The 25200-nt window shown below is 53.4% G+C and carries 29 protein-coding genes; 18 read left to right on the top strand and 11 right to left on the bottom strand.

Annotated features, from left to right (window positions below; translation table 11 throughout):
• The first annotated feature begins 6 nt into the window (after positions 1–6).
• Both WC811_RS10970 and WC811_RS10965 read left to right on the top strand, forming a co-directional pair.
• Positions 7–339: a type II toxin-antitoxin system RelE/ParE family toxin gene (locus tag WC811_RS10970; protein WP_372644351.1), complete on the top strand. Its 333-nt coding sequence runs from the start codon at positions 7–9 to the stop codon at positions 337–339.
• Positions 340–630: a helix-turn-helix domain-containing protein gene (locus WC811_RS10965; protein WP_372644349.1), complete on the top strand. Its 291-nt coding sequence runs from the start codon at positions 340–342 to the stop codon at positions 628–630.
• Positions 631–645: 15 nt separating this feature from the next.
• Here WC811_RS10965 and WC811_RS10960 read toward each other — a convergent pair whose 3' ends face one another.
• From WC811_RS10960 to WC811_RS10945, 4 genes are all read right to left on the bottom strand, one after another.
• Positions 646–1620, bottom strand: a complete 975-nt coding sequence (locus WC811_RS10960; protein ID WP_372644347.1) for a hypothetical protein — start codon at positions 1618–1620, stop codon at positions 646–648.
• Positions 1544–2425 carry a hypothetical protein gene (locus WC811_RS10955; protein ID WP_372644345.1) on the bottom strand — a complete coding sequence of 294 codons (882 nt, stop codon included), beginning with the start codon at positions 2423–2425 and terminating at the stop codon, positions 1544–1546. The genes WC811_RS10960 and WC811_RS10955 overlap by 77 nt, the downstream gene beginning before the upstream one ends.
• A 143-nt stretch (positions 2426–2568) precedes the next feature.
• Complete coding sequence (locus tag WC811_RS10950) at positions 2569–3822, bottom strand: Y-family DNA polymerase (RefSeq protein ID WP_372644343.1); 1254 nt, start codon at positions 3820–3822, stop codon at positions 2569–2571.
• 9 nt (positions 3823–3831) lie between these two features.
• Positions 3832–4200, bottom strand: a complete 369-nt coding sequence (locus WC811_RS10945) for a LexA family protein (RefSeq protein WP_372644341.1) — start codon at positions 4198–4200, stop codon at positions 3832–3834.
• 170 nt (positions 4201–4370) lie between these two features.
• On the opposite strand from WC811_RS10945, the gene WC811_RS10940 reads away from it, so the two are divergent.
• The 14 genes from WC811_RS10940 (at position 4371) to WC811_RS10875 (ending at position 15167) form a co-directional block, all read left to right on the top strand.
• Positions 4371–4685, top strand: coding sequence for a hypothetical protein (locus WC811_RS10940; protein WP_372644338.1), 315 nt, complete (start codon positions 4371–4373; stop codon positions 4683–4685).
• Positions 4686–4716: 31 nt separating this feature from the next.
• Positions 4717–4965, top strand: a complete 249-nt coding sequence (locus WC811_RS10935; protein ID WP_372644336.1) for a hypothetical protein — start codon at positions 4717–4719, stop codon at positions 4963–4965.
• Between the two features lie 3 nt (positions 4966–4968).
• Positions 4969–5532: a hypothetical protein gene (locus tag WC811_RS10930; protein ID WP_372644334.1), complete on the top strand. Its 564-nt coding sequence runs from the start codon at positions 4969–4971 to the stop codon at positions 5530–5532.
• Position 5533: 1 nt separating this feature from the next.
• Positions 5534–6010 carry a hypothetical protein gene (locus WC811_RS10925; protein WP_372644332.1) on the top strand — a complete coding sequence of 159 codons (477 nt, stop codon included), beginning with the start codon at positions 5534–5536 and terminating at the stop codon, positions 6008–6010.
• A gap of 471 nt (positions 6011–6481) precedes the next feature.
• Positions 6482–6817 carry a hypothetical protein gene (locus tag WC811_RS10920; protein ID WP_372644330.1) on the top strand — a complete coding sequence of 112 codons (336 nt, stop codon included), beginning with the start codon at positions 6482–6484 and terminating at the stop codon, positions 6815–6817.
• Complete coding sequence (locus WC811_RS10915; protein WP_372644328.1) at positions 6805–7107, top strand: helix-turn-helix domain-containing protein; 303 nt, start codon at positions 6805–6807, stop codon at positions 7105–7107. Before WC811_RS10920 ends, WC811_RS10915 begins: the two co-directional genes overlap by 13 nt.
• A gap of 108 nt (positions 7108–7215) precedes the next feature.
• A complete protein-coding gene (locus WC811_RS10910; RefSeq protein ID WP_372644326.1) occupies positions 7216–9702 on the top strand; it encodes a hypothetical protein in 2487 nt (828 codons plus the stop codon).
• A 3-nt stretch (positions 9703–9705) separates the two neighbouring features.
• Positions 9706–10434 carry a hypothetical protein gene (locus WC811_RS10905; RefSeq protein ID WP_372644324.1) on the top strand — a complete coding sequence of 243 codons (729 nt, stop codon included), beginning with the start codon at positions 9706–9708 and terminating at the stop codon, positions 10432–10434.
• A gap of 12 nt (positions 10435–10446) precedes the next feature.
• Positions 10447–10992, top strand: coding sequence for a hypothetical protein (locus tag WC811_RS10900; RefSeq protein ID WP_372644322.1), 546 nt, complete (start codon positions 10447–10449; stop codon positions 10990–10992).
• A 9-nt stretch (positions 10993–11001) separates the two neighbouring features.
• Positions 11002–12291, top strand: coding sequence for a hypothetical protein (locus WC811_RS10895; RefSeq protein WP_372644320.1), 1290 nt, complete (start codon positions 11002–11004; stop codon positions 12289–12291).
• A gap of 85 nt (positions 12292–12376) precedes the next feature.
• Complete coding sequence (locus WC811_RS10890; RefSeq protein WP_372644318.1) at positions 12377–12814, top strand: hypothetical protein; 438 nt, start codon at positions 12377–12379, stop codon at positions 12812–12814.
• Positions 12807–13121, top strand: coding sequence for a hypothetical protein (locus WC811_RS10885; protein ID WP_372644316.1), 315 nt, complete (start codon positions 12807–12809; stop codon positions 13119–13121). The genes WC811_RS10890 and WC811_RS10885 overlap by 8 nt, the downstream gene beginning before the upstream one ends.
• A 42-nt stretch (positions 13122–13163) precedes the next feature.
• Entirely contained in the window at positions 13164–13850 is a 687-nt protein-coding gene (locus WC811_RS10880; protein ID WP_372644314.1) for a hypothetical protein, read from the top strand.
• A gap of 405 nt (positions 13851–14255) precedes the next feature.
• Complete coding sequence (locus WC811_RS10875; RefSeq protein ID WP_372644312.1) at positions 14256–15167, top strand: hypothetical protein; 912 nt, start codon at positions 14256–14258, stop codon at positions 15165–15167.
• A 7-nt stretch (positions 15168–15174) separates the two neighbouring features.
• On the opposite strand, the gene WC811_RS10870 is transcribed toward WC811_RS10875, so the two are convergent.
• The 6 genes from WC811_RS10870 to WC811_RS10845 form a co-directional block, all read right to left on the bottom strand.
• Positions 15175–15543 (bottom strand): hypothetical protein, encoded by a 369-nt coding sequence (locus WC811_RS10870; protein ID WP_372644310.1) that lies wholly within the window; start codon positions 15541–15543, stop codon positions 15175–15177.
• A 107-nt stretch (positions 15544–15650) separates the two neighbouring features.
• The gene (locus tag WC811_RS10865) at positions 15651–16592 is read right to left on the bottom strand and encodes a hypothetical protein (protein WP_372644308.1); all 942 of its coding nucleotides are present in this window, start codon (positions 16590–16592) and stop codon (positions 15651–15653) included.
• A gap of 199 nt (positions 16593–16791) precedes the next feature.
• A complete protein-coding gene (locus tag WC811_RS10860; RefSeq protein WP_372644306.1) occupies positions 16792–17637 on the bottom strand; it encodes a DNA adenine methylase in 846 nt (281 codons plus the stop codon).
• A complete protein-coding gene (locus tag WC811_RS10855; protein WP_372644304.1) occupies positions 17634–19919 on the bottom strand; it encodes a DGQHR domain-containing protein in 2286 nt (761 codons plus the stop codon). The genes WC811_RS10860 and WC811_RS10855 overlap by 4 nt, the downstream gene beginning before the upstream one ends.
• 116 nt (positions 19920–20035) lie before the next feature.
• Positions 20036–21088 carry a hypothetical protein gene (locus WC811_RS10850; RefSeq protein ID WP_372644302.1) on the bottom strand — a complete coding sequence of 351 codons (1053 nt, stop codon included), beginning with the start codon at positions 21086–21088 and terminating at the stop codon, positions 20036–20038.
• Positions 21089–21883 carry a hypothetical protein gene (locus WC811_RS10845; RefSeq protein WP_372644300.1) on the bottom strand — a complete coding sequence of 265 codons (795 nt, stop codon included), beginning with the start codon at positions 21881–21883 and terminating at the stop codon, positions 21089–21091. It abuts the gene before it with no gap.
• A gap of 385 nt (positions 21884–22268) precedes the next feature.
• Between WC811_RS10845 and WC811_RS10840 the strand changes: the two genes are divergently transcribed.
• Both WC811_RS10840 and WC811_RS10835 read left to right on the top strand, forming a co-directional pair.
• Positions 22269–22982, top strand: coding sequence for a ParA family protein (locus WC811_RS10840; RefSeq protein ID WP_372644298.1), 714 nt, complete (start codon positions 22269–22271; stop codon positions 22980–22982).
• On the top strand, positions 22982–23296 hold the full coding sequence (locus tag WC811_RS10835; protein ID WP_372644296.1) for a hypothetical protein: 315 nt from the start codon (positions 22982–22984) through the stop codon (positions 23294–23296). The genes WC811_RS10840 and WC811_RS10835 overlap by 1 nt, the downstream gene beginning before the upstream one ends.
• A gap of 520 nt (positions 23297–23816) precedes the next feature.
• On the opposite strand, the gene WC811_RS10830 is transcribed toward WC811_RS10835, so the two are convergent.
• Positions 23817–24926: a replication initiator protein A gene (locus WC811_RS10830; protein ID WP_372644294.1), complete on the bottom strand. Its 1110-nt coding sequence runs from the start codon at positions 24924–24926 to the stop codon at positions 23817–23819.
• Between the last annotated feature and the right edge of the window lie 274 nt (positions 24927–25200).

Below are 25200 nucleotides of genomic sequence, written 5' to 3'. Positions count from 1 at the left end.
GATCTCATGCCGCCGATCGAACTGGTCTTCTTCCGTACGTCGGCCGGCGCCGAGCCGGTACGAGATTGGCTCAAAGAGCTTCCGGCGGAAGACCGCAATCGGATCGGTCTCGACCTCATGCGGGTACAGTATCGATGGCCAGTTGGTATGCCTTTGGCACGCCCTTTAAGTAAAGGCCTCTGGGAAGTTCGATCGACGCTGGCAAGTCAACGCATCGCTCGTGTCATTTTCTGCTTCCACGATCACCAGCTCGTGGCCCTGAACGGGTTCATCAAGAAAAGTCAGAGGACGCCGGTCCAGGAAATTGATCTAGCGCTTGATCGTAGAAAGGAGTTGTAGATGACAAAGAAAAAGAACCCACATATTGGTAGCTCGCTCAATGACCTTCTTAAAGAGGAAGGCGTGCTCGAGCAGTTTCGCAATGCCGCGGCTAAGGAAGTCATCGCTTGGCAAATCGAACAAGAGATGAAGGCTAAAGACATCTCGAAGAACGCGTTCGCGAAACTTATGGGTACGAGCCGTACCCAAATTGATAGGCTGCTCGATCCCACGCTTGAAAGCACAACCATCGACACGCTGGAACGCGCTGCGAAAATTCTCGGCCGCGAACTCCGGATTGAACTTCGGTAGTTCGCCTATACCCACTCAGTTGCGCCAGCGGCGAACGTCATAGGAGAATTCCAGGCTTTTACACCAACCGTTGCGAGGGCAGAGATCACGACAACCGGCATCGGCGGCCAGACTATCGACCGGCACGATGCGCACAAGCGCGTGAACGGCCGCACACTTCATTTGAGACCATAGCTCACGCTGACAGTCCGTGTAATCAGGTGCAAGCTCCATTGTCAAAATGCGCTTGTGCTTGACGTTATAGGCGATCGTCATCCGCGGTTTGTCGGTACGATTGCTCCGAACAGAAAAGAGCCGAAGTTCTCCCGAGCGCAGCTTGATGGCATAGGTCAGACACTCGAGCACTTTGGGATCGTCTTCGGCCGGATACCCATATTTTGCCAACGCGGTAACGTTGACCGACCACGACATACAGTGCCCCATAGCTTGACCTTCGGCATGCACGTGAGCTGCAGTTGTCAGCTCCACAAGATGATAACAACGAAAATGTGCATGCAGAAAATCGAGTTCTGCTACCCGAAGCGGATCAACCGCGTTCGCTCGGCCTTGGCGTTCGGCGAAGCTTCGCCATTGACGATATTGCCTCACAGTGTACGCCACCCCTGCTCGGCCTTTCAGCCAATTCGGATTGGCCGTTAACGCCATGTCTACTGGAAGCCAGATTCTATTAATTTCTTTTTCGACATCGTCACCTGTGGAAGCTCCTTTTTTGCTGCACCACGCGGCAAGTTTAAACAACAGATGGCGAACCTCGTCTTTGCCAAAAATGTAGCCGCCGCTCCTGACGATCCTTTCAGTCACGATGGCAAGGCGCTTAATCGCATCCTCGTTTTTTGTAAAAGTGAGCTTTTGCGGGTGAGGTTGTGGCAACGGATTCGTGCCGTCGATGAGTTCGCGAAGGAGCTTCTCCGTATTAATCCCGTACAACGGCGTACCTCCCGAGCCCGAAATTAAGGCGCCGGCACCAGCCACGTTGAGGGCAGCTCTCATCACAGAAATTCATCATCATCACGCCTTTGATCTCGACGACGTTCGAGAGGGCATGGATGATCCCGCATTTATTCACGTCCCATATTCGTGGCCGTCCGGTCGCTCCTTCCATGCGCCTGATCGTCTTTTCGCGGGTGTCGTAGCCGATTGTTGCAATTGGAATGCCTCTGCGGTCGCGCAACGAAAAGATGCGCAGTTCGCCCGATCGCACCTTTACTGCGTATGTCAGGCATTCAAGCGCTTCCGGATCACCGTTCGGCGGATAGCCTCGCTGTCTCATTACATCGAGATTGATCGACCACGACATGCAGTGGCCGAGCGCGCGGCCTTCCGCATGAATCTGCGCACCATTCGTCAGCTCGACGAGCCGATAGCCTGCGGGCCGCTTGAACGTGAAGACGCGTGGGGGTGCAACCGCGACCGCGCGTGCTAGTTTGAGCGCCGCATTCTGGTATTGATTGAAACGCCGCTTTGCGAGCGACACTCCCCACTGGCTAGTTACCCATTCGGGATACATCACGAGGTTGTAGTTTACGATGTCGTAGATCGCCTTGAGTTCGAGCCGGATCGCCTCGGGCTGCACCTTTCCCTTTTTGGAGCACCACGATGCCAGCTTGAACAGTAAATGCCGTCGCTCGATGTCGCTGAGCTCGCGGCCTTCATTTCCAATAAGAACTTCGACCATGTTGGCGATCTCGAACATCGCCCGAAATTCATTTGGAAAGCTAAGCTTTTGCGGATGCGGAGGTGGTAGCGGCGCTGAGCCGTCAACCAATGCTTTAAGCATTGGGGTGAGGATGAGCATGGACGCAGTACTCCTTTTAAAAGGAGCACACGAAGGGCTTCATCCCTCTGGGCATAGGGGTTAGCCGATGAATCTGGCCGAAATTACGACGGCTGGCGCTAACTTGAAAAAATTTCCCGCCAAGTTTCTTCCGACGACATTGCTCAAGATCGTGCTCGGAGAATATCGCTGAGCCGCGTCGTGTAAGACGGTGAAAGGTTACCTCGCCTCATCGCCCACCCCGCACGAGCGGCAATACTTGCCGGTCGCAACGTCAGACGGCCATAGCGACCATTAATGACATCAAGTGCTTCCATGAGATCCGCCGATTTTTCCGGATCGCGGCTTGGTAGCAATGAAGCGTAGGTTTCCCCTTGCGCCTCGAGATCCAACAGAATGACCCCAGCCTTGCTGTAGCGATATCCGTCGCGCCATAACGCCTCCAGAGCCCGCAAAGCCGCGCCAGCGAGTATGAAGGTGTCATTGGAAGGCTCGATGGAGACAGTTATCGAGTTGACGTACTGCAGATCTTTTTTGGCGAACTGATTGGTCGTGACAAAAATCTGCATCGCGCCGGCAATAAGCCTGTGATCACGCAAACGCTCGGCGGCCCGGGTCGCATAACTGCAAACTGCATCCTCGAGGATAGCACGCAGCGTGACCGCCTGGCCGAATGACCGGGTCACTGCCAACGACTTCTTCGGCGCCGGCTGCGTGGACAAAGATAAACACCCGATCCCTTTCAATTCCGATACGGTTCGCAACCCTGTGACCGTCAACAGATCCCGCACAACGCTTTCCGGCATCGCGACGAAATCAGCAACAGACTTGACGCCCAATTTCTGCAGCTTCCGCTCGGCCGCGGGCCCGATACCCCACACCTCTCCGACGTCAATCGTCGGATACCGCTCTCTGCGATGCGCGGGTCTCGAAAGATCACAAACCCCACTTCCATGGCGATCAGCCTTTGCTAAACGGTTGGCCAATTTGGCGATCGTCTTTGTTGGGCCGAAACCGACGCAGCACGGAATTTTTGTCGCTCGCAGCACAGTTCGCCGCAACGCCACGCCGAAAGCGCCACGATCAGTGATGCTGGTGGCATCGATAAACATCTCATCGATCGAGTAAGGCTCCACCTCCTCGCCGAACCCGACTAAAATTTCGTAGATCCGCCGCGACATGTCGGCATAGAGCGCATAATTGGAGCTTTTGGCGATGACGTGCCGTAGTTCCGGGCGGCCTTTAATGAGATGCCAAGGCTCACCCATTTTGATACCGAGATCTTTTGCTTCGTGGGTGCGCGCGATGGCGCAACCGTCGTTGTTCGAAAGCACGACGACCGGCTTGCCGCGAAGGCGAGGATCGAAAGCCCGCTCACAGGAACAGTAAAAACTATTGGCATCGATCAGTGCGAACATGCGAGGGCCTCACACGTCAAATCGCACCAGCGCTTCAACAATGGCCCAGATCTCGACATCCCCTTCCACGAGCCGCGATTTTAGCTCGGAATGATGTAGCCACCACTGAGCATCCTTGAAGTGCAGCGTCGCAAGAAGTACCTCTGCATCAACGATTGCTACGCAGACCCGACCGGCCACAGGCTCACTTGCTGCGTTGACAACGAGCACATCGCCATCGTGAATCCCCCTGCCCCGTAAAGCCTGGCCGGTTACCCGCACCGGATATGTGTGTGGACGCCTCAAATCGAGCGCGACAGCCAGATCGATCACTGGCTCGATATAATCCCGTGCAGGGCTTTCGAAGCCCGTGGTGCGGTCGCCTTTGTATTCCCTCATGAGAAGAACATAACAAGAACAACCGGGGTAATGTCAATGCACAAGGTGTTGCCAACTTGCCGTTTCAATTTCCCAGAATGTAGCCGTTACTGCTTCCAGCTTATTGAGGTCGTTGACACGGTCCGTCATTGTCCGACTGGCCATGTCATCGCTCGCGGGGGAGCACCACTATGACTGACTCATCCGACCGGCCACCATGGTGGCGGGCCGCCGCCGCTGAGTTGTGGCGCAGCAAATGGACTCGCGCGCTCGCCATCATCTTTGTTGCCTTTGAAATCTACAACACCGCCGTGTTGCCGGCGATCCGCGGCACCTTCGAAACGATGAAAGCGAAATCGGACGCCGACATCGCGAAAGCCGATGCCGCAGCAGCCACGGCAACAGTTCGTCTGCCACCACGTCCCACTCTCGAGGAACTCCTCCCACCAGATCCAGTACCACCACCGGCTATACCCCATCATCACCACGAGTGGAAAAGCGGTTAGTACGGTGTCAGAGCAACCGTCAGATCGCTCAGTGTTGATAGCCGCGATCCGCTCGGTCGCCGGCAACCGGTTGGTGCAAATTCTCGCCTTCATCTTCGTCGCTTTTGAAATCTACAACACGGCGATCCTGCCCGCGATCCGCGGCACCTTCGACGCGGAAAAAGCAGGAGCCGACGCTACCGTCGCGACGCGAACCGCTTGCATTAATTCTCTCGCAGGCATCGTTTCACGCTTTGACGATCCCCGTATTGATGCGTGCAACAAATTACCTGACAGGTGACGCTTGGCCGATCAATTGCCTCCTTCCGATCGCTCCGGGCTGTTTTCGGCGATCCACACGATCGCTGGCAACCGCGTGGTGCAAATCCTCGCCTTCGTCTTCATCGCATTCGAAATTTATAATACTGCCATTCTTCCCGCCATTCGTGGGACAATCGAACTCAGCAAATTGAGCGCCGAAGCACGGACCGCCAACACCCTTGCACGACCGTCAGAATCAACGCCGCCGCAGGCGGAGCAATCCAGGCAGCAGAATTACGCCGCCCCCGCGGATAAGTACTGGGTGCTCGAAACGAAGATCTTCAACGTGATCGTTTTGGCGGTGGCCGGGTTGAGCGGATTGTTTTGCGTAGGCGCTGTGCCGGAGTTTTTCAAACGGCAACCATTGAGCTTGAGTCTTTGCTTCATCTTAGCCGCCGTCACTGTGGCGAGTAATTACTATATTCTCGCCATCAACGTCGATCAGGACGACATGCTCATGTACTTGATGCATTTCGGATTCATAGTCGTCGGTGCCCTTCTCCCTCTTGTAGCTTTCCTAAGCAATCGAGCACTGAAGGTTCAATGACATGAGCGACGATCGACCACCTACCGATCCCTCCAGCTGGCCCGACGTCGCCCGCATGGTTCTCAGCAACAGAATACTGCAGATCCTCGTCTTCATTTTTATCGGCTTCGAAATCTACAACACCGCGGTCATTCCCGCAGTCCAAGGCACTTATGCGACGATGAAAATGAAGGCCGAAGCAGACATGGCCAAGCTAAACTACAAGAGCCAAAGCCAGGACGCCCCAGCAATCGGATCCACTTCAGATCTGGGCGCCGACGATCAAGCCGTGCTTTCCCCACAAGGCAAGCCTCCAGTTTCGCGGGAAGCCCAGCTTGCACAGCTTGCTTACATCAAAGCTCGTATCGATGAAATTCGGATGACTGGCGCTGATAAAACAGCGGCAACGACCCGACGCATAAAAGCCGAAGAAACTTTGCGTTCGGAAGGCATCGAGATTCCCGAAGAGAATCCGCCGCCGCTACCGGCCAAACAATAACTCCGCGCTGCTTGCGTGCTTTGCCCTAACTGCTGCCTGTCGCGTGGTGGCGGCTTAATCTTTGCCGCCAGAGAGCCTGTACTTTCGCAAGATACTTGCGTTTTTATCCCGCACTACCAAAAACAGGTAACAACCTGCCTGTAACGGCTATGTATTCAACCATTTAGCTCAGATCAACTACCGTTTATTAATTGCTTTCAAGCCAAAAATACATAAAATAAAGGCATAGAAACTACCAATTACAGGTAGTAATACAAAGACCCGACATATTTTATATTCATTTTTATTAAGGGATATTAACATGCCCACTTTTGAACAGTTCGTGCATCGACACGGCGAGACCGGCGCCCAGGCCCTACTCGAAAACATCGAACGCCACGTCGGCCTTCGCACCCGCTTAGGTATGCCGCTTGAAACACGGTGGTCTGAGCTCATCGCGGGAGCCTGCCGCGCTCCAGAAATGGCCGTATCATGATCGCCGATCTCGCTACGGTCGCCGGCGCCGGCGTTTCTTGGAAGGTCAAGCACTACGACGACAGATCCGACATTTTAGAGTCGGCCGGCGATAAAGGCTGGCAGAAACGATTCACGATCTGGTCGCACGTCGGTAGCCCAGCAAAACCCTTCGCAGATTTCTTCATGACCATGCTCAACGCTGCCGGTCAGGATGACTTACTCGATGAAACCCGTTTGCTCCTGGAAACCATCCTCGAAAACGACGGACTGGACTTCTCGACCGAACAGGCTGCCGAGCATCTCGTAACGCGCCTTGCCACCGACAGACCAGCACAGTCATGTTCTCGCTAACGGCATCGCAAATTAAAGCCGCGCGCGCGCTGCTCGATTGGTCCCAAGCTCAACTCGCCGATGCGACCTTGCTTTCTCGATCGACGATCCGCTGCGCTGAACTCGGCTATGTCCTTCGGCCACACAACATGGAAGCGATACGCCAGGTCTTCATTGCGCACGGAATCGCATTTGAAGATGGCGACGGCGTCCGCCGGATAAGTACGCAAAAAGCGCGAAATAAACATTTGCACACCCAAATGATCAGTGTGCAGACTATAGATCAACAAGAACAGCAGATCGAGGCGTGAAATGTCGCGAGTAATTTACGACAGCATCATTGGTAACAACCTTGTTCACCCGCGGCTACGTGCTCGCTGGCGTGAAACTTTGCCAACCTAACCAGGAGCCAAGTCCCTATGACCAACCAACCGAATACACTGCTGAGAACTTTCGAAGCCACTAAAGCCGATCGCTTCGTTCGCATCTACGATAAAACCAAATGGAAAATGAATGGCTTTGCCGTTTTCCCGGCTGAGTTCATTGAAAGCAAAAGTCCTACTGAGCTCGCCGAGATTTTCCCGCAGCTCGACGGATCAAACCTCTATTCTTGTGACGTAGTCGTATATCCCGGCGATCAGATCCAGGAATATGCGCATGCAAACCTCCCGCTCAAGTTTTTCTGGCTCCTGAACCATTACGTCACTTTCGTCAACGAGCGAAAACTTTCGCCTCTTACCCCAGCTGAAGCCGCGGCCCTCGAAGCCTACAAGCCGGTCTTCGATAAAATCGTTGCCCAAGTCGCTGAGGACCAAGCCGCAATCGCCGCACCTCACGATGGCTCTAAAGAAAAATATTTCAGTCAGTTTGGTTTTGCGCCGGTGCCTACCTCTTCGGAAGATCGCAAAGCGCTCGCGGATGAAATTGCGCGGCACATATTCAACACAGATGATCCCGACAACTTACATGAAGCCATCTTCATGTTATTCGATCCTGCATCGGACCGCTTCGACGATTCCTGGATGCACGCGATAGCGAGTGTTTACGACCGAGAGGCCGGTACGCTTTTTAAGCCCGAAATTCCTAATCAGCTCTACACCTACAGCGCGTTTGAACACGAGGGTTGGTTAGGTGCTTGCGCAGCGTTGTACATGGGCCGCCGGTATCTGTCTGGCGATGCTCGTCCGGTCAATCCAGAGATCGCTGCGAAATGGCTAGAAATCGCCGTCAGTAAGGGCCACCCCGCTGCGAAGGAACTTTTGTGGCACATTCATAGCCGCGACGAGCGATACGGCACGTCAGGCGAAGAAGCATTTACGGCCGAGATCAACGAGCTCTTAGCAAACGAAAAAGCGCCCCCTGTTTTACATCAATATACAATCAACCTTCTCGCGCGCGGTGCAAATCCAGAAGCGCAGCAAGAAGCTATGGCCAATTTTCAGTATACAGCAGAAGGTTACTCTCCCTACAAACTGACAAGCATGTGGCATCTCGCAGTGCGAGCGATGCTCGGAATCGGTACTCCACAGGATCTCGAACCGCTTCGCCGCTACCTCACACTTTTGCCAGACGTCGACGCAGCTACGTCGGGTACTTCAACCGAGCTTGCAAATACCAAAAAGGAGCTGACAGACATTTTAAACGCCGCGTCGACGCCGGCTCTCGCCGACGCCTACAAATCCGCGGCGGCTGCCATTTGCCAATGGTACACCCAAGACAGCAATGAGTTGTTGCATTCACTGAAAAAGAAAACTCCTGTGAGCGAGCAGCGCCCGCTTCGCGATATTTTATGGCTCGCCAGTAATTTGGCTTCAGCGGAGGGCTGGGACATTGGCGACGCCGTTAGCCGTTCGATCGGTCAGCTCCGCTTGGACCAGGCCGGCATATCAGTCAAAGAACTTGAATACTCGGCTTTGCTCATGGGCCCCCGATACAACGGGATTGGCAGCAACGGTCTGCCTCTTCTCGGCCCACTGGAAGAACCATCTCCCACGCTCGATCATGCAATGAAACAAATGGCCGAAACCGGCTCTTACGTTCCAGCACCCGGCGTAGGCATTTACTTGGGTCTGGAAACGACGCCCGACGGACAAATCCGTTTTAACTGTGCACACTCGGGGAACCGGCCCGCATTATTAAGCGCCGAAGACTTTGACATCGCCATGATCCTCGCTTTTGCAGATGAGAAACGCATCATCTGGCCGTCACTCAGCATGGAAGAAACGGGTATGGAGTTGACTGACGGGCATGAAGTGTTCCGCTACAAAGAGTTTAGCCCCGCGTGGATGGGCAATACCGACTTCGGTCGCACGATGTACATTACTGACGTACTTGCCGGCGCATTGGCATGGAACGCCCACAAATTTCCACGCGCGTTAGCTGAAAATCCCGATCACGTCCGCCATATCGATGCGATTAGCTCTTTCCTTCAAGATCTTGTCTGGACTGGCGGACGTCACGCAAAGTCAACAAGCAAACGCGTCATGATGCGTACCGAGCATGTTCAGGTGGATGGCCAGGCGCCGCGTATCGAAAACGGTACAAAGCTTTGGAACATAAACGTTCAAGCCGTGAAAATGCGTGTCGATGGTTCCTATATCTTGAAGCGAACTAGCGGCGAAGAAAATTTATTAGTTGCTTTAAACGATGCGACCTACGCTCACGGAGCTCGCGTACAGAAGATAACCGACAATTACGATTATATTGCCGGGATCATGCCGATATTTGAACGCGCCCGGCAAATGATGGGTCTTTTCTACAGTCTTACCGAACTCAGAAAAGCGGGGTTCCAACCACATCCCACTTTACGCGATGAGCTCCGAAAGAAATTACAGCTTTATGCCGATTTGCCAAAACTGCCTCGCAATCAACTGTGGGCACAACCATTTCCCCACCCGCCGAGGTAACTAATGAAAACCCAAACTCTAAAAGGCTTTTCAAGTGCCAACGGCCAGGTCGACATCGCTGCCTACCAGCGCAGCCAACAGGAAATGATGCAACGGCAGCAAGCCGAACGGAGTGCACAAGCCGAACAGCAAATGATCGAAGCCGCGCGCCAGGCTCAGCACCAGCGAGAACAACAGCAGCAACAACTTGTGCAGCAGCAGAATGAGCAGCGCCAGCGCGACGCCCAGGCCCAGGCCGACCGTGATCGCTATACGCAGGAGCTCTTCCGCATCATGGCACCGGCTTACACCCAGCCAGTGAACACCCCGCATCCTCAAATGTCGGGCGCGACCGCCGGGGTTATTTTCAGTTGCGAAGTAAAGCCACGGGATTGGACCGCCCAGCAAAATGCCCAACAACCTATCGGTTCAATTCCGAACTATAATACAAATTCGCCGGCACTTGCTTATTCTACGACCATCCCTACGACCGATGTGGTCCGGGCTCATCATGTCAGCAATGAACCGGGACCTTGGGCTACACGCGCGGCCGATATAAATCATGGGCATTTAAGCGGAGATCACGTTCAACGGATCTTAGCATTGAAAGATACGCCGACACATGTTTCCGACGTTAATGTGCCGATTGGCACCTTTGTGGTAGCGAGCAGACCCATTTCCGGAGAGGCCCAACAGTTTAATTTGGCCGGAAACATTGGCGATTGTTTTCGCAATTCGCGTCCGCTAGGATAAGGGGGTAATAAAATGAATATTCAACACAATGCCTCATTGGCGGGCTTCTCAGTCGAAGGCAAGAAATTGCTTCGCGATGGAAACGTTATTTTTGAATCACCGACGGCAATTTGTGAGATCGCCAGAGTTGATGAATCCCTTTTCGTCATCGTGCATCCGGAAGATAAGAAGCGTCAGTCAGATTATGCCGGCACAAATCTTTGGGCTCTCGATTTAAACGGTAACGTGCTTTGGAAAGCACAAAATCTCAACGCGGATACCGCTGCGTCGAAGCGTACAGACGTACACTTCTACGCGCGTTTAAGAGTGTACGATGCCCTCGCACCGAAGCTGATTTGTTACGTTGACGATCGCTACAGCCCATCAATTGATGCTGCGACGGGTGCTCCTGTCGACATTTACACCGGCATAAACTGGAGCAACTATTCGGAGGCTTGGCCCAAGGCGCAACGGATACAAAAAGAGATTGAAGGCAGCACGTTCGTTAATGCCGAACGGTTATGGGCGCTAAAAGGTCAATACGTAGAGCCAAGAAATGCTCGATATGTATTCCGGTGACGAGAAGGTATGTTGAACAAAAAACAATACACTTACGAAAACGCCATGCCATTCTCTAAATATGATGCTCTGAATACAACGTCTGAACTGCTTAAATCCCTCCAGGGAACGGGAGAGCGGCCTGCTTCGATTGGAACGCAAACGACTCCAGAAAACCCCGGGCCTCAGAAGTCCGAAGCTTCGGTTCCTTTACAAACACAAACTCATGCAGGTCCGGAATATATTCAGTCGAGCGAACATCGCAACGCGATAACGGCACTGATGACGTATACGACGAACATACTGACCGACAATCTTGTGCGCATCCATGATGGCGTTATCGCGCAGCGCGACGGCTTCCTTCTCGTCGAAAGAAAAGAACTTATCGGTAAGACGCCGGAAGGCATTCAAGCGCATTTCTCTCTCGCCTTTGTGCCACGCTTCCTGTGCGACGCGACCATACCGTTAGGAAGCCTAGTTACATTGGGAAAAACGACGAACGACGCGGGGCAACGCGTATCGATATTTAAGGCTGTCACCTCCCTGCAATTGTCGAACGAAAGATCTTTGACGCCTCAGAATATACCTTACGTCCCTTCGGAACTGTCCAGTCCGGCAGCGACAAAGCCGGCGCTACCCAAGCAAGAGGAATTAACAGCTTCACCGCAGAAGTCAGGCATGTTTAGCCCCGCGGAAGCTGCGAACTACCTCAAGCGCTTTTATTCTCCTGGGCAGCCGGTCGTATCGATACCTGACGAGATCAAAATGGTGGGACCGGATCGTCTCCCCTACATCGCCTGCGATATAGAGGCTCACACGGCCACACCGGCGGGGGAGAGCGGAGAAACCCAATCGATTTCTGAGCAGGACCGCCTCATCGCAAACCTTGTGCAAAGTCTCCTGATCGAAGGTCGCGGTCTAGCTCTTTTGCAGAAGAACTCGCAGGAGCCGATTTGGGTTTATAAATATGCCGACTTACTATGCTTTTCTATTTTTGGATCTCTGAAGCCGCCCGCTGATTGGGATGGAGATCTTTACGCGTCAACAATAGACAAACCGGTCCCGATTGGGAGCAAGGTTATCGAAGGTAAACCGAGCGACGACCTGTTACCTGCGTACGTCAAAAAGCATCTGGAACGAAAGATTAGCGACGTTATCGGTCGCCCCATTCAAATTAATCCGCGGATTATGGAGTATCCGGAGCTCGATACGCTGAAGCGGTTCCGTTTGAATATCTCCACCCAAGATTTGACGCACGATGATCGAGCGAAGATCGGGGCATTGGCGTCATGGTTTCTTCCGTACGCCGTGTTCTTCTGAGCCGCGGCTGGAAAAGGATTATCTCCCCGCTGGAAACATGATGGTCAGCAGTGCAGTGCTTTCCACATCCAAACGGGGAGAACAAATGTTAGCCGAAAAACTCAATGGCTTTTCCAGCCAGGGCGGTACAGTAACGAATGCGGCGTACTCTCAAGGCCTGCAGGACGCATCACAGCGACAGCAAGCGGAGCGGGTCGCGCAAGCCGAACAGGCGATGCTGGATGCGGCTCGAAATGCCAACAATCAACTTGTCGGATCGCTTCCGGGACCGCAGCCATCGCAATTATCCGTAGATCCTTACGTTGTCGGTAGCTATGCCCAGATGCTTCGTAGCGGCTTAAGCGTGCCAGCCGTCGACGTCGTTTTATTACCCGATGGCAGGCAATTCCTCACCGAAGGCCACCATCGCTATGTAGCAAGCCAGCTCACCGGCATCCCCGTTGCAGTGAGACTCTTCCCCAACAACGGCCCTGTCGGTTTCGACTGGGCACGCGTCAAATACGAAAGGAACAACAATGATTAAACCTATGCGCTTCGCTTTCGATGTAGATGGCGTCATTACAGAAATGCCTGAGCTCTTCAGCGCTCTAACGGTGGCTTTGAAGGCGGCCGGTCATTACGTCTACATTCTCACTGATTTCGACGAACATTTTCGGGAACAGCGGCTAAAGGAGTTGGCGAAATACAACATCGCTTTCGACGAGATGATTATAACGTCACAGAAAGAGCAATTCGTCCGCGACCACGCCATTGATTACGCCTTCGACGATGACCGTGAGTATTATGGCAATTCCCTACCGCTTCAGTTCTATGCTTTTGCGAAGCCGTAAAGACATTTGCTCGACAAGGGGGATATCTGCAATAATAGAGTTATGCAAATCATCAGCCCAGAACACGTCAAACCTATAACCATCGACGCGTCTCCACGCCAACTTCCAGATGATGTCGTATTCGCGCGCCTAGCCGGGGACAATACCCCCAAACAAGGCTCAGCGCTTGTGATCTACAGCGCGATTGAAGGCAAGACGCCCGAAGAGATTCAATCGAAGCTTTCACTGACTTTCATACCGGACATACTGTGCACGGTCGACATCAGCGCCCCCGAACTCACATCCGGTGTTTTGATCAACAACGACCAACAAGCGGTACGCATATTTCACGCTCAGAAGCTTCTCTCGTTCGTCCACGAGCAGCGATTATATCCGGGCGTGCCTGTTCACTTGGCGGCCGTCCATACGCTCGCAAACGGGCTTCATCAGGTGGTAAGCTATAAAGCCCGGACGAACGAATTGTTCGCGCGAATTTACGATCGGGACCAACAGCCGCTCCGGGGAGAGTGGGTATTTTCATACCAACACGTCGCCGGCAAAAGCGATCGCCAGATCGCCCAAACCTTTGCCTTCTTGAAATTCAGTTCGCCGGCCACATGCGACGTCGTCCTACCGGAAGGCGCCAAAGTAAAAGGTTGGGCACCGCCAGATTCGGAAGACCCTTACATCTACCAACTCGACTTGAACGATGACATCGAGTTCATAGACGATCGCCTCCTGCCCCGCTGAGGCTCTCAAGCATTTGATTTAAATGCTATCCTTCTCCGTATTTGCCGAAAGCAGCCGAAATAATTGATCTATTCATTAGATGGCGCGCAATTATATTTCGTATTGCGGGCCCTGCCCCCAAAATAAGTAAATTGAATACCTTCTTGGAGGAAGATGGGCCCAATTGATATTAATGGGCTTTTTATGTCGACGCTATTTGAACAAGTACCACGCCCTTTTTCGAGGCGACACCAACTCCGCGGAATTGCCGCCGGCATACCGGCCGCTATTGCGAAAGCAGAAACTGCACGACACTCCATTGGTTCTGCCAATAAATATCAGCAGCTCTCTGACCCGCACGGAACGAGCGACACACAATCTCTCCGCGCCGTAAAAGCCATCATCACGGCCGCCAACCAGGGATCATTGAAACCGGAAGCGTACTGGCGCACCGACATCGGCGAAGCCGTGCATCGCGCTCAGAAACCCGGCGACGCGCATCCTAAGAAGGACCCATCGTCCAGCCACACCGATGACCATCGGGAATTCGAAGCGATGATCGTTGCTATGATCCGCAGCCAAGTCCTCGATCCCGCTGCGCAAGACCAAGCAATCACGATGGCCCTCGATCGCGCGGGACATATCCGATCCGCAGCCGAGCTCGAGCAGATCGTTTTGACGCTCAAGCAGACCGACGCAAATTCAAGTCGTGAAGGATGGGGGAACGGCGACGCCGGCGGACACTATCGCGATGACGGCACCTTTGTCGACGAACGCGGCTACTCGAGCAGCAGCTACGCCGGCGAGACCGATTACATGGCGTCGTCACACAACATTTTCTACAATGCGAACGGCCAGCTCAAATCGTATCAAGAAGGATGGAACGGCTGGGCTCGGACTTACGGCACCGGATATTTCGCGGGCACTCAAGCCAAGTCTGGCGACGTCTATAACGCTGCTTACAAAGGCAACGAATACTACGGTACAGATCCGGAGAGACGTCGTGCGTTCACCGCTCTTCTCGGATCAGCCAAGATCGCTGGGGCCGAGTACCGACCAGGTGACACGATGACGGCATATGAAGCCAAGCAGTGCATCGATAAAGTGCCTGACGAGAAGCTTAGACTGATCGGGAAGGACGAGCATGCCCTTAAAGATATCGTCGATGACTGCCGCAAGGATGGCGAACAGAAGCGGTACATGACGCCTCAGCAGGACAAGAAAGCTCACGCTATCCAGGATAAAGGTGTCGCCGACCTCGACGAGGCGCTAATGGCCGGCAAACCAACTACACCGGCAAATCACTCGACGCCTTCTCAGCAAACACCCAAACCTTAAAGTTCAATCACGGCGAGCAGTCGTCACGCAAATTTCGGGCAGTGAGAGCGTACTGCAGGATTGCTTTGCCAGCCTGAACATCATCTAAGCCGAGCTGTCCTGAACAACTTCTCACGAACGCAATCATACGTTCGCTATGTGCCGCCACCTTCAATGAAACAGCGCACGAGTCACCAGCTTTAGTATCGATATTGCCTCTCAAACTCCGGCTTTCACTCAGCAGAATTTCTTTTTCTTTATTGCAATCATCGACGTGCACCATGTCTGGTGGTGTTGCGCTCGCGGCTGCCGTAGCGACTTTATCATCCGCGAGAGCGGCGCCGCTCATCACCGAACCGATCGCCGCAAAGGCAACCAATAAATTAGACGATTTCATTCCCTGCCCCCGTCGAGAAAAGCGTTTCGAAAAAATTCTGCTAGCCGGCATGCTTTAAAAAATGGCCCCCGAAATATAGCGTAATTTGCTAGAAAGGGCAATAATTGCTACGTTTTATCAATGACATCAATGGTTTGGAGGCTTACCCAACCTGTGGCGGCGTAACCCTGCTTCGAGCGCGAGGTGAATTCCTCGCCGTAGGTCTTCCACGTGTGAGGGTAGTGCAAACGCAAAACATCGCCCCATCCATCGATGTTCAGCGACTCTAGACACCGCCAATTTTTATTGTGAAGAAATCCACTTAGCTGATGCCGACTGATCCGCAGATCCTGGGCTGCTGACTCCGAACTTAGCTCCGGTCCACCGAGAATTTTCCAAAGTGTGTACCCGAGCGACCGCTGATTTGTCGGGGCAGGTGACTTTCTGCGATGCCCGCGACCGGTGGGCAGTTCGTTGTAAAACTTTTCAAACAAAGATCCGAATTCTTGCCAACCTATCGGATAGTGCTCCTTCAACAGCCCACGCCAGTTTCGGTCCAATACATAAGCCTGAGTCGGATAGTTATAATTATGCAAGATCGCGTAGAAACGGCATTCGCTGACCTGCAGAACATTGATGGCTTTTCGTGTTTCCAAAAATGAGCCGCCTAAAATTTTCCATAGCGCGAACCCAAGACAGTCTTCGTCCTGCGGTTTTTTATGTAAGAAGTGCTTTTTGGAAATGATTTTTTCCTGAGAACGAGAAGCACACAGTTTTTGTCCTGGATTGAATGGTTGGAGTAAAGCTGCCTGCTGCTCAAATTCATCGCGATGCTTTTCCCACACATCCGCGAAGTTCTGTTGAAACCGATCGCGCCATTTCCTGACGTTCAAAAATTCTTGAGAGATCGTTTTCCTTCCACTGAGGATGTCGGAAACTATAGCGGGGTGGGTTGCAAGTAGTTCCCCCGCCTCTTTGTTATTGAGGCCACAGGCCCGAACTAAAGTTCCGAAGACCATGCCGAAGGGAGTGGGGTTTCTGGATCGTATTTTCGATGAAGATTTTCGCACGTTGCCGCTAGCTAGTATTCATGTCTGACCATTTTATCAGTATACGGACGATAACAACGACTGCAACATTTTGCAATCCCTTCCACTGTATCGCTAACGCTCAGCGGTCTTCCTCGTCAAACCGAGCGCTTTAGCGCGGGAGACCAAAGGGTCTTCGAGCGCACGCCCGAATCCCGACGGATGAATCGATACATAGTGGTCACAGCAATTTCGTCTGACTGATTGAATTTTGGTAACCGGCTATAATGGCCAGTTCTTCGACCCGCGAACGGCGAGCCGAGTCCGATGCCAGGACGCTGTATCTTGTAACTGTATGAATTTCGCCGATAGATTCATAGAGTTTTCTAACCGATGCATGGGCCGCATTGGTGATCAGAACAGCAGCTCCTCGTGACACGGCACCTTCGACGCTCTCCGCCAAGCGCAACTGATCCTCCCAAGAAAATATGCGCTCATTATATTTCAAGAAACCATTCCAGTTATGATTTGCGGTGTACGGCGGATCTACAAATACGAAATCGCCGCGACCACAGTTAGCTAGTGTTTCCGCGAAATCAGAGGCCGTCAATTCCACGTCTGCTAGACGGTTAGCCACCGATGGAAAATCGTCGTCCGGCAGCAAAATGCTATTTTTCGTACCCTTGGGCACATTGAACTCACCGCGCAAGTTGACCCGATACAGGCCGTTCCAACACGACCGGTTCAAGTAGATGAATCTCGCCGCCTTCGCAAAATCCGACTTTAAACGAGATTGGCGAATTTTATAATAGTACGTCTCCGGATCGCGGAGGTGTTCAATTTGATGAGCCCTGAGCTTAGTCCAAACCGCTTTCCAGTCGTCGCGAACAGCCGAATAGGTTTCAATCAACTCGGAGTTCAAATCCGCAAGCCGCGCTTTGGCGGGGCGCATATGAAAAAAAACCGCACCACCTCCAAGGAATGGTTCCACAAATCGTTTGAACTTTGAGGGTAAAAGTTCAGGATAGTTTTGAACGAGCCACCTTTTGCCTCCGGCCCACTTGAGAAATGGAGTGACTGTGCTCACGCGAGCACCTCATCTCTGGTCGGCTCTGAACTCGACAAGTGCGTGGAGATAAGTTTCAAAATCTGCAGGTCCGCCCGTGAATAGGCACGCTTGTAAGGGTGTGCGGGAATACGCCGTATCCGATTGATCTCATCGAACCACTTGACGTATTTGGCGAGGCCTTTTTTTTGGTTTGGAAGCGGTATATTCAACTCGTTCTCAAATGTTGGCCAATGGTCGGACTGTTCCACAATTTTACGTAGATCCACAAAATCGAGGTACATCGCGAGATCACCTCGTTGACCGGGCTCGTCCTCAAGGCGTTTCTGATAGGCACGTGCCTGAATTTCTTTGTTGGTGATCCCGCTTTCAAAGAAGTCGTCACCGTAGCGGTCGCGAAGCTTGTCGACGACCAGTTGGTGAACTCGTGCCTGAATCCACTTCACGTCCTTATCGGCCTGTTCCTGTTCTGACTTCGTCGTTTGCTGAACAAAATCTTCGAAACCGCTCGGAACGAACGCCTTGTTAGTATCGTGAATCAGATGAACAAGGGCGAAATAGTATTGCTTTACCCCACCGCTTCCAAGCGTGACTTTAAAACGCTCAGCAAACTCCGCGTCGTTCGTTTCGGTGATGAACTTTAGAACCGGCGCAACTAAGGGCTCCAAGGATTTGAAGAGATATTTTGGCTGAAGTTCGCGTGCATCTACGCTCTGGTCTTGTTCAACATGGCGGATAAGTTCCGCTAGCAGGCGGATATGGCCTGGTACCCCGAAGTTATTGCAGAGCCGACCCTTAGGGTCTTCCCAACGAGCCGGATTTGCTTCGCGGATTACGTCGAAATACCATGTAAGCAGGTCCATCAAGCGAGTCATCGATTGTTCGTTGGTCTTATGGTAGCAAGGTCCGGGGACAAGCACCCGGTCTTTGCCCGAAACCCTCCCGATCAAGCCTGCCGATATGATCGCCTTTCTGACTTCTGGGAGGGTGAGCGGGCGATCGTCCGAGGTCTTTAATCCGGGCGAGATGACCCGGTCCTCAAATGGTCCGCCAAACCTTGTGTTCATGAGATCTATGGCGCGAGAGGCAACTGCCGCGATACGGTCCGATGGATCGTCGGAGTCCCACTTCAGGTCTCCATCGAGTTCATCGAGCAGCCGCTTTTGAACTTTTTGCTGCTCACGGTTGATCGTTGCGAATAGATGGGCTTCCTCAGTGACATCGATACACTCAAATGCGACGAACATGAGCGTCGGCGATTGGTGCTCCTCCGGTAGAACTGCGCAGCCATACAACCGGTGCTGGCCGTCTATTACCCAACAGCTCTTGTAGGTATCAGGTAAGTAAAGATAGCCGAACTGAATGTCCTTATCGTCGCTTCTTAGCGAGAGATCAAAACGTGGTTTTCTGTGAAAATTGAGCAAGATGGTGTTTGGGAAATAGCCTCCCCCAAGAAGAAATTCACCGATCTTCCGCAGCCGGCCGGGATTTACAAGTCGCTGATATGACGGGGCGCCACGGGGGTCGCGTAGATCTCTGTGATTTACGAAGGAGATGCGAATAATTTCATCGGCACGTGCCGAAAAAACATACGCGGGCTCGCCACCAAGGCGAATTTTGACGGCTGGCACCTTTCGATCATCGAGCGCGGGTATTTTTTGGCCGCTCAAATACTCGGCTTTAAATTGGTGCCTAGCGGCGTTTCCAAGTATTTTGGATATTTCCTCGATGTAGTCGAGTTCGCGCTCGGTGATTACCTCGATCTTCAGCTGTTTGGCCCGCGCGAGATCGTTGTCAGTCCATTCAATTTTATCAGTGACAAAGCACCAGATTATTTTGGGCTTGAACGCGCTGCCGTAATGCTTTCGCAGAACATCTGATATCGATTTTTTAAGAGAATCGAGTTCGCCGAGTTCCTTCTGAAGCGGCTTCTTTTTCAATTCTTCGGCGGTTTTGCATTCAGCGATTATGATGGTCTCTTCATCCCGCGCGAAAACGTCGATTTGTTTCGCTACTGGCTTCGCTTGTGCGGCGACCTGTATTCGAAAATTTCTGCCGACGTTGAGTTCGTTATATCCTAGCCGGTAAAGGCAGCACCAAAAGCGGTTCTCTAGTTGCTCGGCCGCGCTGCGCTGTTTGCGAAGCTTAACGCCGGTCTTATTCGTGGAGTGAACGATCCAACCTTGCGGTTCAAAGTCAGCGACCGCTCCGGGCGTAACCATCTTCTCGTCGTAGGGCCGATTTCGTTTACGAAATTCTGCTTGGCGCGCAGATTTTTCGATAGCGATTAAGCCCTCAATCACTGGCGTCCGCCCCAAATTTTGATTCTCTCGCAGAGTATGTTTCAGGTTTGGCGTCGGGTGGTAATGCAAAAACTTGAGTTTATGAACCGAAGAACGGAGTTCGAATGGCAACAAATTTAGGAGACTTTATCGCGCAGCCAGCCCGCCAGGCCGGCGTCAAGAGTCATTGCCGCGATACGTTTGCAATCGAGGAGTTCGATGCTCTTAGTGTCGTCGGGTGACACAACCGTACCCTTGTGCCAGGCAAAGAACATGCGATCGTACTTATCGTAGGACTGAAAACGATCAAGGGAGTCGCGAAAAATGGCAGAGCTTGCTTCGGATTTGACCTGCACAAAGGCCACCTCGTTGGTAGTCGGAAGCTGCAATTCAATGTCAACCGACTTTTGTGTCTTGCCTACGCTTCCCAAGCGCACCCAGCCGCTTGAGGAGAAAATTAGGTCGATTAGGAGCTCGAAATCCTGCCAAGTAAGGAGTCCGATCAGTTCTTCGATGGCCGCAAGATATGCCGCGCGTGCCTCGTCGGCAGCGACGACCGAGGGGGGGAGCTGGTCGTTGATCCTGCCGAGGAGATAGGACAGTTGCGCCACGGAACAAATCGTTCCGCGATATCCCTGTACCCGGAGCAGAGCACCGGATAAGCGATCGGTTCGCAGTGGCTTGCCAGTAATGCTGGCGCTATGCCAACCGTCGACGGTCCGGCGCATGTGAGTCCCGTCGGCATCTACCGTGACACCCGGCATGGCTCGGCACCAATACAGTAAGCCGCCATGGAAGGTCACGAATAGCGCATTGCCGCCGGTCTCGTAAAAGACTCTGATCTGGTTGGCGTCGCGGGTGCCCGCGCCGGTGTCGTTGCGGTAACTGCTCCAGAATGTTCTCACCGCGTCCCAGTTTCCGGCGAGGCAATCGGCGTGGGCTGTATCTGCATATCCAAAACGCAGAATGCCATCGCGGAGACACTCGATTTCCCATTCGCCGCTACGGCCGAGCTTGATGAAATAGGCTTCTGTCGCTTGGATTGGCATCACGGACGGGCGGCTCGAGATTGCAATGTGTCGGGATCGACGCTTTCGTTGCAGGCTGAGGGTAGCGTTTGCGCCTGTCAAGAGACCAAGCACGCCGTGCTGAGCGTTGCGGACTCCGAGCTGCCGCTGCGAAAAGCTCAATTAATCCGTCCTGCTTTCAGCGGGCGCATCGGCGACGTAATCGTCTTCGTCCCAGAAAAACGGCAACTTCAACGCGGAGAGCTTATCAGACTCTCCAATGTCGATCTCAACACCTTCAGCATCGGGAATGCCCTCGGTAACGATGACGGCGATGAAATCGTTCAACACTGCCAGCATCAGGTCGGCGCTTTCCGTGGCTACGCTGCAGACTTCCTTGAAGCCCAACAGCTCTTCTTCCTGGGGATCGCAAACCTTCCCGCCAAGGCCGAGCGCAGTCATGACGCGCGTCATGACGAGTGCCGGCAAATAGTAGAAACTGTTAATCGACAACTTAGAGAGATACAGGTCCCAGGGATCGGCATCGGCCAGTTTCCGCCATGTCGCTTCCACGTTGTTGTCGTCGTCGGTGTAATGAAACGCGACTTGATTTCGGATGGCGGCAAGTCGCCCATCGCTTCCGAACAGCTTCTGCATCCGTTCAAGACGCGTCTTCTGCTCTTCGGAGAAATGCTGAAGGTATTTCGCTCGCAGCGGCATCACACGCTTTCCGAGCATACGGTTAGCTTCGAAGACTTTGCCCATAAGAACGCGCAGAAGGATGAGCACCTGCTCACTTTGCACGTGGTCGACGATGAGGTTCGGGGGAATGTCCTTGGCAATGGAGGCCAGCGTGACTTTGCGCAGAACGTTGATCTCGTTAGCGGCATGGCCGAGAAGTATCAGAGCGGTTCGGTCAGCTTCCGGTAGTTTCTCCAGCTTCGCGCGATCGAGGGCCACACGGAAAATGCGGGTCACTTTTTCCTCCATTCAGACTTCGACATCGGCGGACCATCAGCTCCGCTGCGCACCGCGCGAGCCGAGGGTAAGGTAGCACGCTTAGACATAGCCCTTTAGTATGCGCCAACTCCTTCGCGCCGGACACCAGCGCGTCTTCAACCACCTGCCCCAAATCATCCGATTTTAAATAATCGGCGTGCCCTCTTCTCTCAGCTGGCCCATCGAGGAAGGCGCCGCCGGCCCGTCTTATTTATTCAAGTGTCGCTGCGTTGCCAAAAAAGACGTTTTCCGACGTGCGGACAATTCGTTACATCCAAAAATAATGTTTACAAATTTAGTATTGAACTCCGCTACCGCGGTAGTACGGTGGCGGCATTGCAACGTGTACGGAGTGATTCGGTTTATGCCCCAAACAATTGCCTTCGTTTCGCAAACCGGCAACGTCATGAAAACGACCATCGCGGCCGCCATGGGCATTACGCTTGCGGCCGCCGGTCTCAAAGTCCTCGCGGTCGATTTTGATAGCGAACACCGAGAACGCGGCGCCTCCATCGCGACCTGGCTTGACGAACGCCGCGTCAAGCACCCCGGTCGCCCCCAGCTCGAAATCCTGACGCCGCGGACAGCCCAAGAAGGCCTCGACGGCATAAACCGGCCGGAGATCGACATCGCCCTGCTCGATTGCCCCTCCCGCGCGACGAAAGCGTCTTTCGTTCTCGCGGCGGATGCTCATTTTACGATCCTGCCGCTCCCGCCCGGCACTAAAGACGCGACGCTGACGCTCTCGACCATCGATCAAATGCTTGAAGAAGGAATCCGTCCCGAGCGCTTGGCGGTCATTCTGACCCGCACCGGCTCGGATGCCGAAGCCAGGGATTATATCAACTGGTTACGCTCGGCCAATCGCGGACCCATCAACATCCTAACCGAGCATATTCCGGAACAGATTGCGTATCGCATCGCTTTAGGCCGCCATCTCGCTATCACCGAAACCCCGCAAGTTGGCGTTCGCGTGCATGCCCGCCGCGCCATCGACGCGTTGATTGATGCTTTTGACAACGCCACCACCCGCACCGATATCCCACCCGCCGCCCTAGACCTCAGAGGAGCCGCCTAATGGTAGATTCAGCCGCCGAACGAGTCGCCGCACATAGATCCACGCGAACCCTGCCCCCCATCGTTGCTCCCAAAGAAGGCAAGCCTGCCCTGGAAATCGGCAATCGACGCTCTGCCAACCGGCACTCAGTAGAACGGCCACGCTCACTCAACACACCGATCACCAACCGTCATTTCGAGCTGATCGACGACATCACGCGGCATTTCAAAGCCAAGCACGGCCGAAACGGCTGGAAAATGAACCTCACCATCGAACTCGCTATTGAAGATCTTGCCCAGAAGCTCGGCCTGTTACGTGAACCTACCTCGAACTGATTTTCCGCCATCTCGCTATGACGCCATCACCGTAGTGCGGTAGCGCACTACCGAAATTCAACGGCAGTCCTCCGATAACCGAAGCGCACCTTTTGTCCATTTTCGGTGTCATTTGAAGTCGACCCTACGGGGGATAATTTCGCTGGCCTTGCGGTATTTTGAATGGGCGGCCCTCACCCTACCAGTGGGACGTTAGGCACCTTCTCGGTCAAATGGCCGAAGCGCCCGCATCCACCGCGCTACCGCGCCACGGCGCTACCACACAACCGCGCTACCATGACTGCTCGCCATCACGCTATGTTACCACGCAGCTACGGCACTACCGCCCTACCGCTCTACCGTGCAATCACCCCACAGCCCCATTTCGCTTCATCAATGGCACGGTAGCGCAATGGCGTGCCACATCGCCATCGCGCTATAGCGCACCCAAGACTATTAGTGCACTTAGAGATTATGCAAAAACTAGAAGCGGCGCGGCCACGGCCGCGGGCGCCTTCTCGCAGACCGATTAGTCCCTATCTCAGAGCGGGGGATTGCCCTTAAAGACCTTCTTCACCCAATCGAGGAAACGAGCATCTTCGTTGCGCGCTGGGCCCCATTCATTCGCGCGCTTCATATATTCATTTTCGACATGACCCATATCCCATCGCGGCGCCCAGAGCTTCGCTTGCTCCATCCCGTCCGCCGAAATCAGGATCTTATTCCCGCTTGCCGCAGTGGTTTTCATGGATTCGGGCAGGCGACCGGAAGAGAGGGCAGGGGGGCGCGCATCATTTCCCGGCAGCTTCGTCGCACGATTTGTGAAAAGCACCATATCGTTGCGCTCGAGCGTCACGTCGTAGCCGGGAAGAACTTCTTTGCCCACAAGTTCACGGAGGTATGAAGCAAAGTGCTTGTCGGCCTGCGTCGTTCCGCATTTCTTTTTGAGCAGCCCGAGACCGATTTTCCAGCTTTCCTGATCTCCGCAATGCTTGCGCACAATTTCGTAGATCTGCCGATGGATAGCCTTGCGAAGATGGAAATAGCCGTAATTCAGCGTCAGGACATCTTCGCCCTCGATTGCGTTCAGCAACCACTTCGGCAACACTACTTCCAGATAATCGAGCCGCTTCGCGCCGTTCTTCCTGCGTGGATATTTGTACGACTCGATCAGACCAAAGTTCGTCACCTCATCCACGACCCCGCCGGTCGGTATGTTCGTTTTGACGCGCGTGCCAGCCAATCGATCCAATGCTTCCTCAAGCCGATCATAGCCGGCGCCGCCCGGATCGCGATTGGTCATCTTGAATAGATCGTGAACCGTAATACGAACAGTCTGTCCAATCGCCTCTTTATTGTTCTGACGTCTGATCAGATTCGAAATACAGTAGATCCAAATATCCTTGTCAAAAATCGTCGCAAAGCCTTCTGGACCTGCACGCAACTCAATATAAAAATCGCCGTGCTCATAACGCTCAAGCCTTTCCTTATCTGCCTTGCGCGATGATAATTTGAATATCGGATGCTCCATCGACGCGATATCTGAACGCAAGATTGAAACATCACTCTTGGACGACACATCGAACAAACTGTCGAGTACGAAGAAATCGCCAACAGGGTGGCGGTCGGGCAGAAGAAGAGGATCACGCATGTGATGCCAAGACTAGAAATCGTCGGCACACAGCGCAACTGATTCGTTTCGAGCCGCTTCCACGCGACCGCCAACATCACTCCGACGGCTCGGCTGACTCGCCGGTTTTCACTCAACTTGTAAAACAATCGCTACGCCAGCCATCAAATCAAATCATCTTCGGCCTTGCCGACCAATCAACGCCACCCCTCCGAACATTTGGCCGCCACCCGATTCGGTGTTTCGCCGACCGATTTCCGGTATGAACGACCTCTAGCCAAGCGATCAGCTTCGG

This window comes from Hyphomicrobium sp., assembly GCF_041659645.1.
Taxonomy (GTDB): domain Bacteria; phylum Pseudomonadota; class Alphaproteobacteria; order Rhizobiales; family Hyphomicrobiaceae; genus Hyphomicrobium_B.
Note: the sequence above shows the minus strand (reverse complement) of the source record. Positions and strands in the feature narration are given on the sequence as shown.

Coding starts and splice junctions, on each gene's coding strand:
- WC811_RS10950 (WP_372644343.1), bottom strand. CDS start 3,822: ATGTTCGCACTGATCGATGCCAATAGTTTTTACTGTTCCTGTGAGCGG.
- WC811_RS10835 (WP_372644296.1), top strand. CDS start 22,982: ATGGTAGATTCAGCCGCCGAACGAGTCGCCGCACATAGATCCACGCGA.
- WC811_RS10960 (WP_372644347.1), bottom strand. CDS start 1,620: ATGAGAGCTGCCCTCAACGTGGCTGGTGCCGGCGCCTTAATTTCGGGC.
- WC811_RS10970 (WP_372644351.1), top strand. CDS start 7: ATGCCGCCGATCGAACTGGTCTTCTTCCGTACGTCGGCCGGCGCCGAG.
- WC811_RS10940 (WP_372644338.1), top strand. CDS start 4,371: ATGACTGACTCATCCGACCGGCCACCATGGTGGCGGGCCGCCGCCGCT.
- WC811_RS10870 (WP_372644310.1), bottom strand. CDS start 15,543: ATGAAATCGTCTAATTTATTGGTTGCCTTTGCGGCGATCGGTTCGGTG.
- WC811_RS10915 (WP_372644328.1), top strand. CDS start 6,805: ATGTTCTCGCTAACGGCATCGCAAATTAAAGCCGCGCGCGCGCTGCTC.
- WC811_RS10965 (WP_372644349.1), top strand. CDS start 340: ATGACAAAGAAAAAGAACCCACATATTGGTAGCTCGCTCAATGACCTT.
- WC811_RS10840 (WP_372644298.1), top strand. CDS start 22,269: ATGCCCCAAACAATTGCCTTCGTTTCGCAAACCGGCAACGTCATGAAA.
- WC811_RS10905 (WP_372644324.1), top strand. CDS start 9,706: ATGAAAACCCAAACTCTAAAAGGCTTTTCAAGTGCCAACGGCCAGGTC.
- WC811_RS10890 (WP_372644318.1), top strand. CDS start 12,377: ATGTTAGCCGAAAAACTCAATGGCTTTTCCAGCCAGGGCGGTACAGTA.
- WC811_RS10900 (WP_372644322.1), top strand. CDS start 10,447: ATGAATATTCAACACAATGCCTCATTGGCGGGCTTCTCAGTCGAAGGC.
- WC811_RS10920 (WP_372644330.1), top strand. CDS start 6,482: ATGATCGCCGATCTCGCTACGGTCGCCGGCGCCGGCGTTTCTTGGAAG.
- WC811_RS10925 (WP_372644332.1), top strand. CDS start 5,534: ATGAGCGACGATCGACCACCTACCGATCCCTCCAGCTGGCCCGACGTC.
- WC811_RS10895 (WP_372644320.1), top strand. CDS start 11,002: ATGTTGAACAAAAAACAATACACTTACGAAAACGCCATGCCATTCTCT.
- WC811_RS10955 (WP_372644345.1), bottom strand. CDS start 2,425: ATGCTCATCCTCACCCCAATGCTTAAAGCATTGGTTGACGGCTCAGCG.
- WC811_RS10945 (WP_372644341.1), bottom strand. CDS start 4,200: ATGAGGGAATACAAAGGCGACCGCACCACGGGCTTCGAAAGCCCTGCA.
- WC811_RS10880 (WP_372644314.1), top strand. CDS start 13,164: ATGCAAATCATCAGCCCAGAACACGTCAAACCTATAACCATCGACGCG.
- WC811_RS10885 (WP_372644316.1), top strand. CDS start 12,807: ATGATTAAACCTATGCGCTTCGCTTTCGATGTAGATGGCGTCATTACA.
- WC811_RS10830 (WP_372644294.1), bottom strand. CDS start 24,926: ATGCGTGATCCTCTTCTTCTGCCCGACCGCCACCCTGTTGGCGATTTC.
- WC811_RS10910 (WP_372644326.1), top strand. CDS start 7,216: ATGACCAACCAACCGAATACACTGCTGAGAACTTTCGAAGCCACTAAA.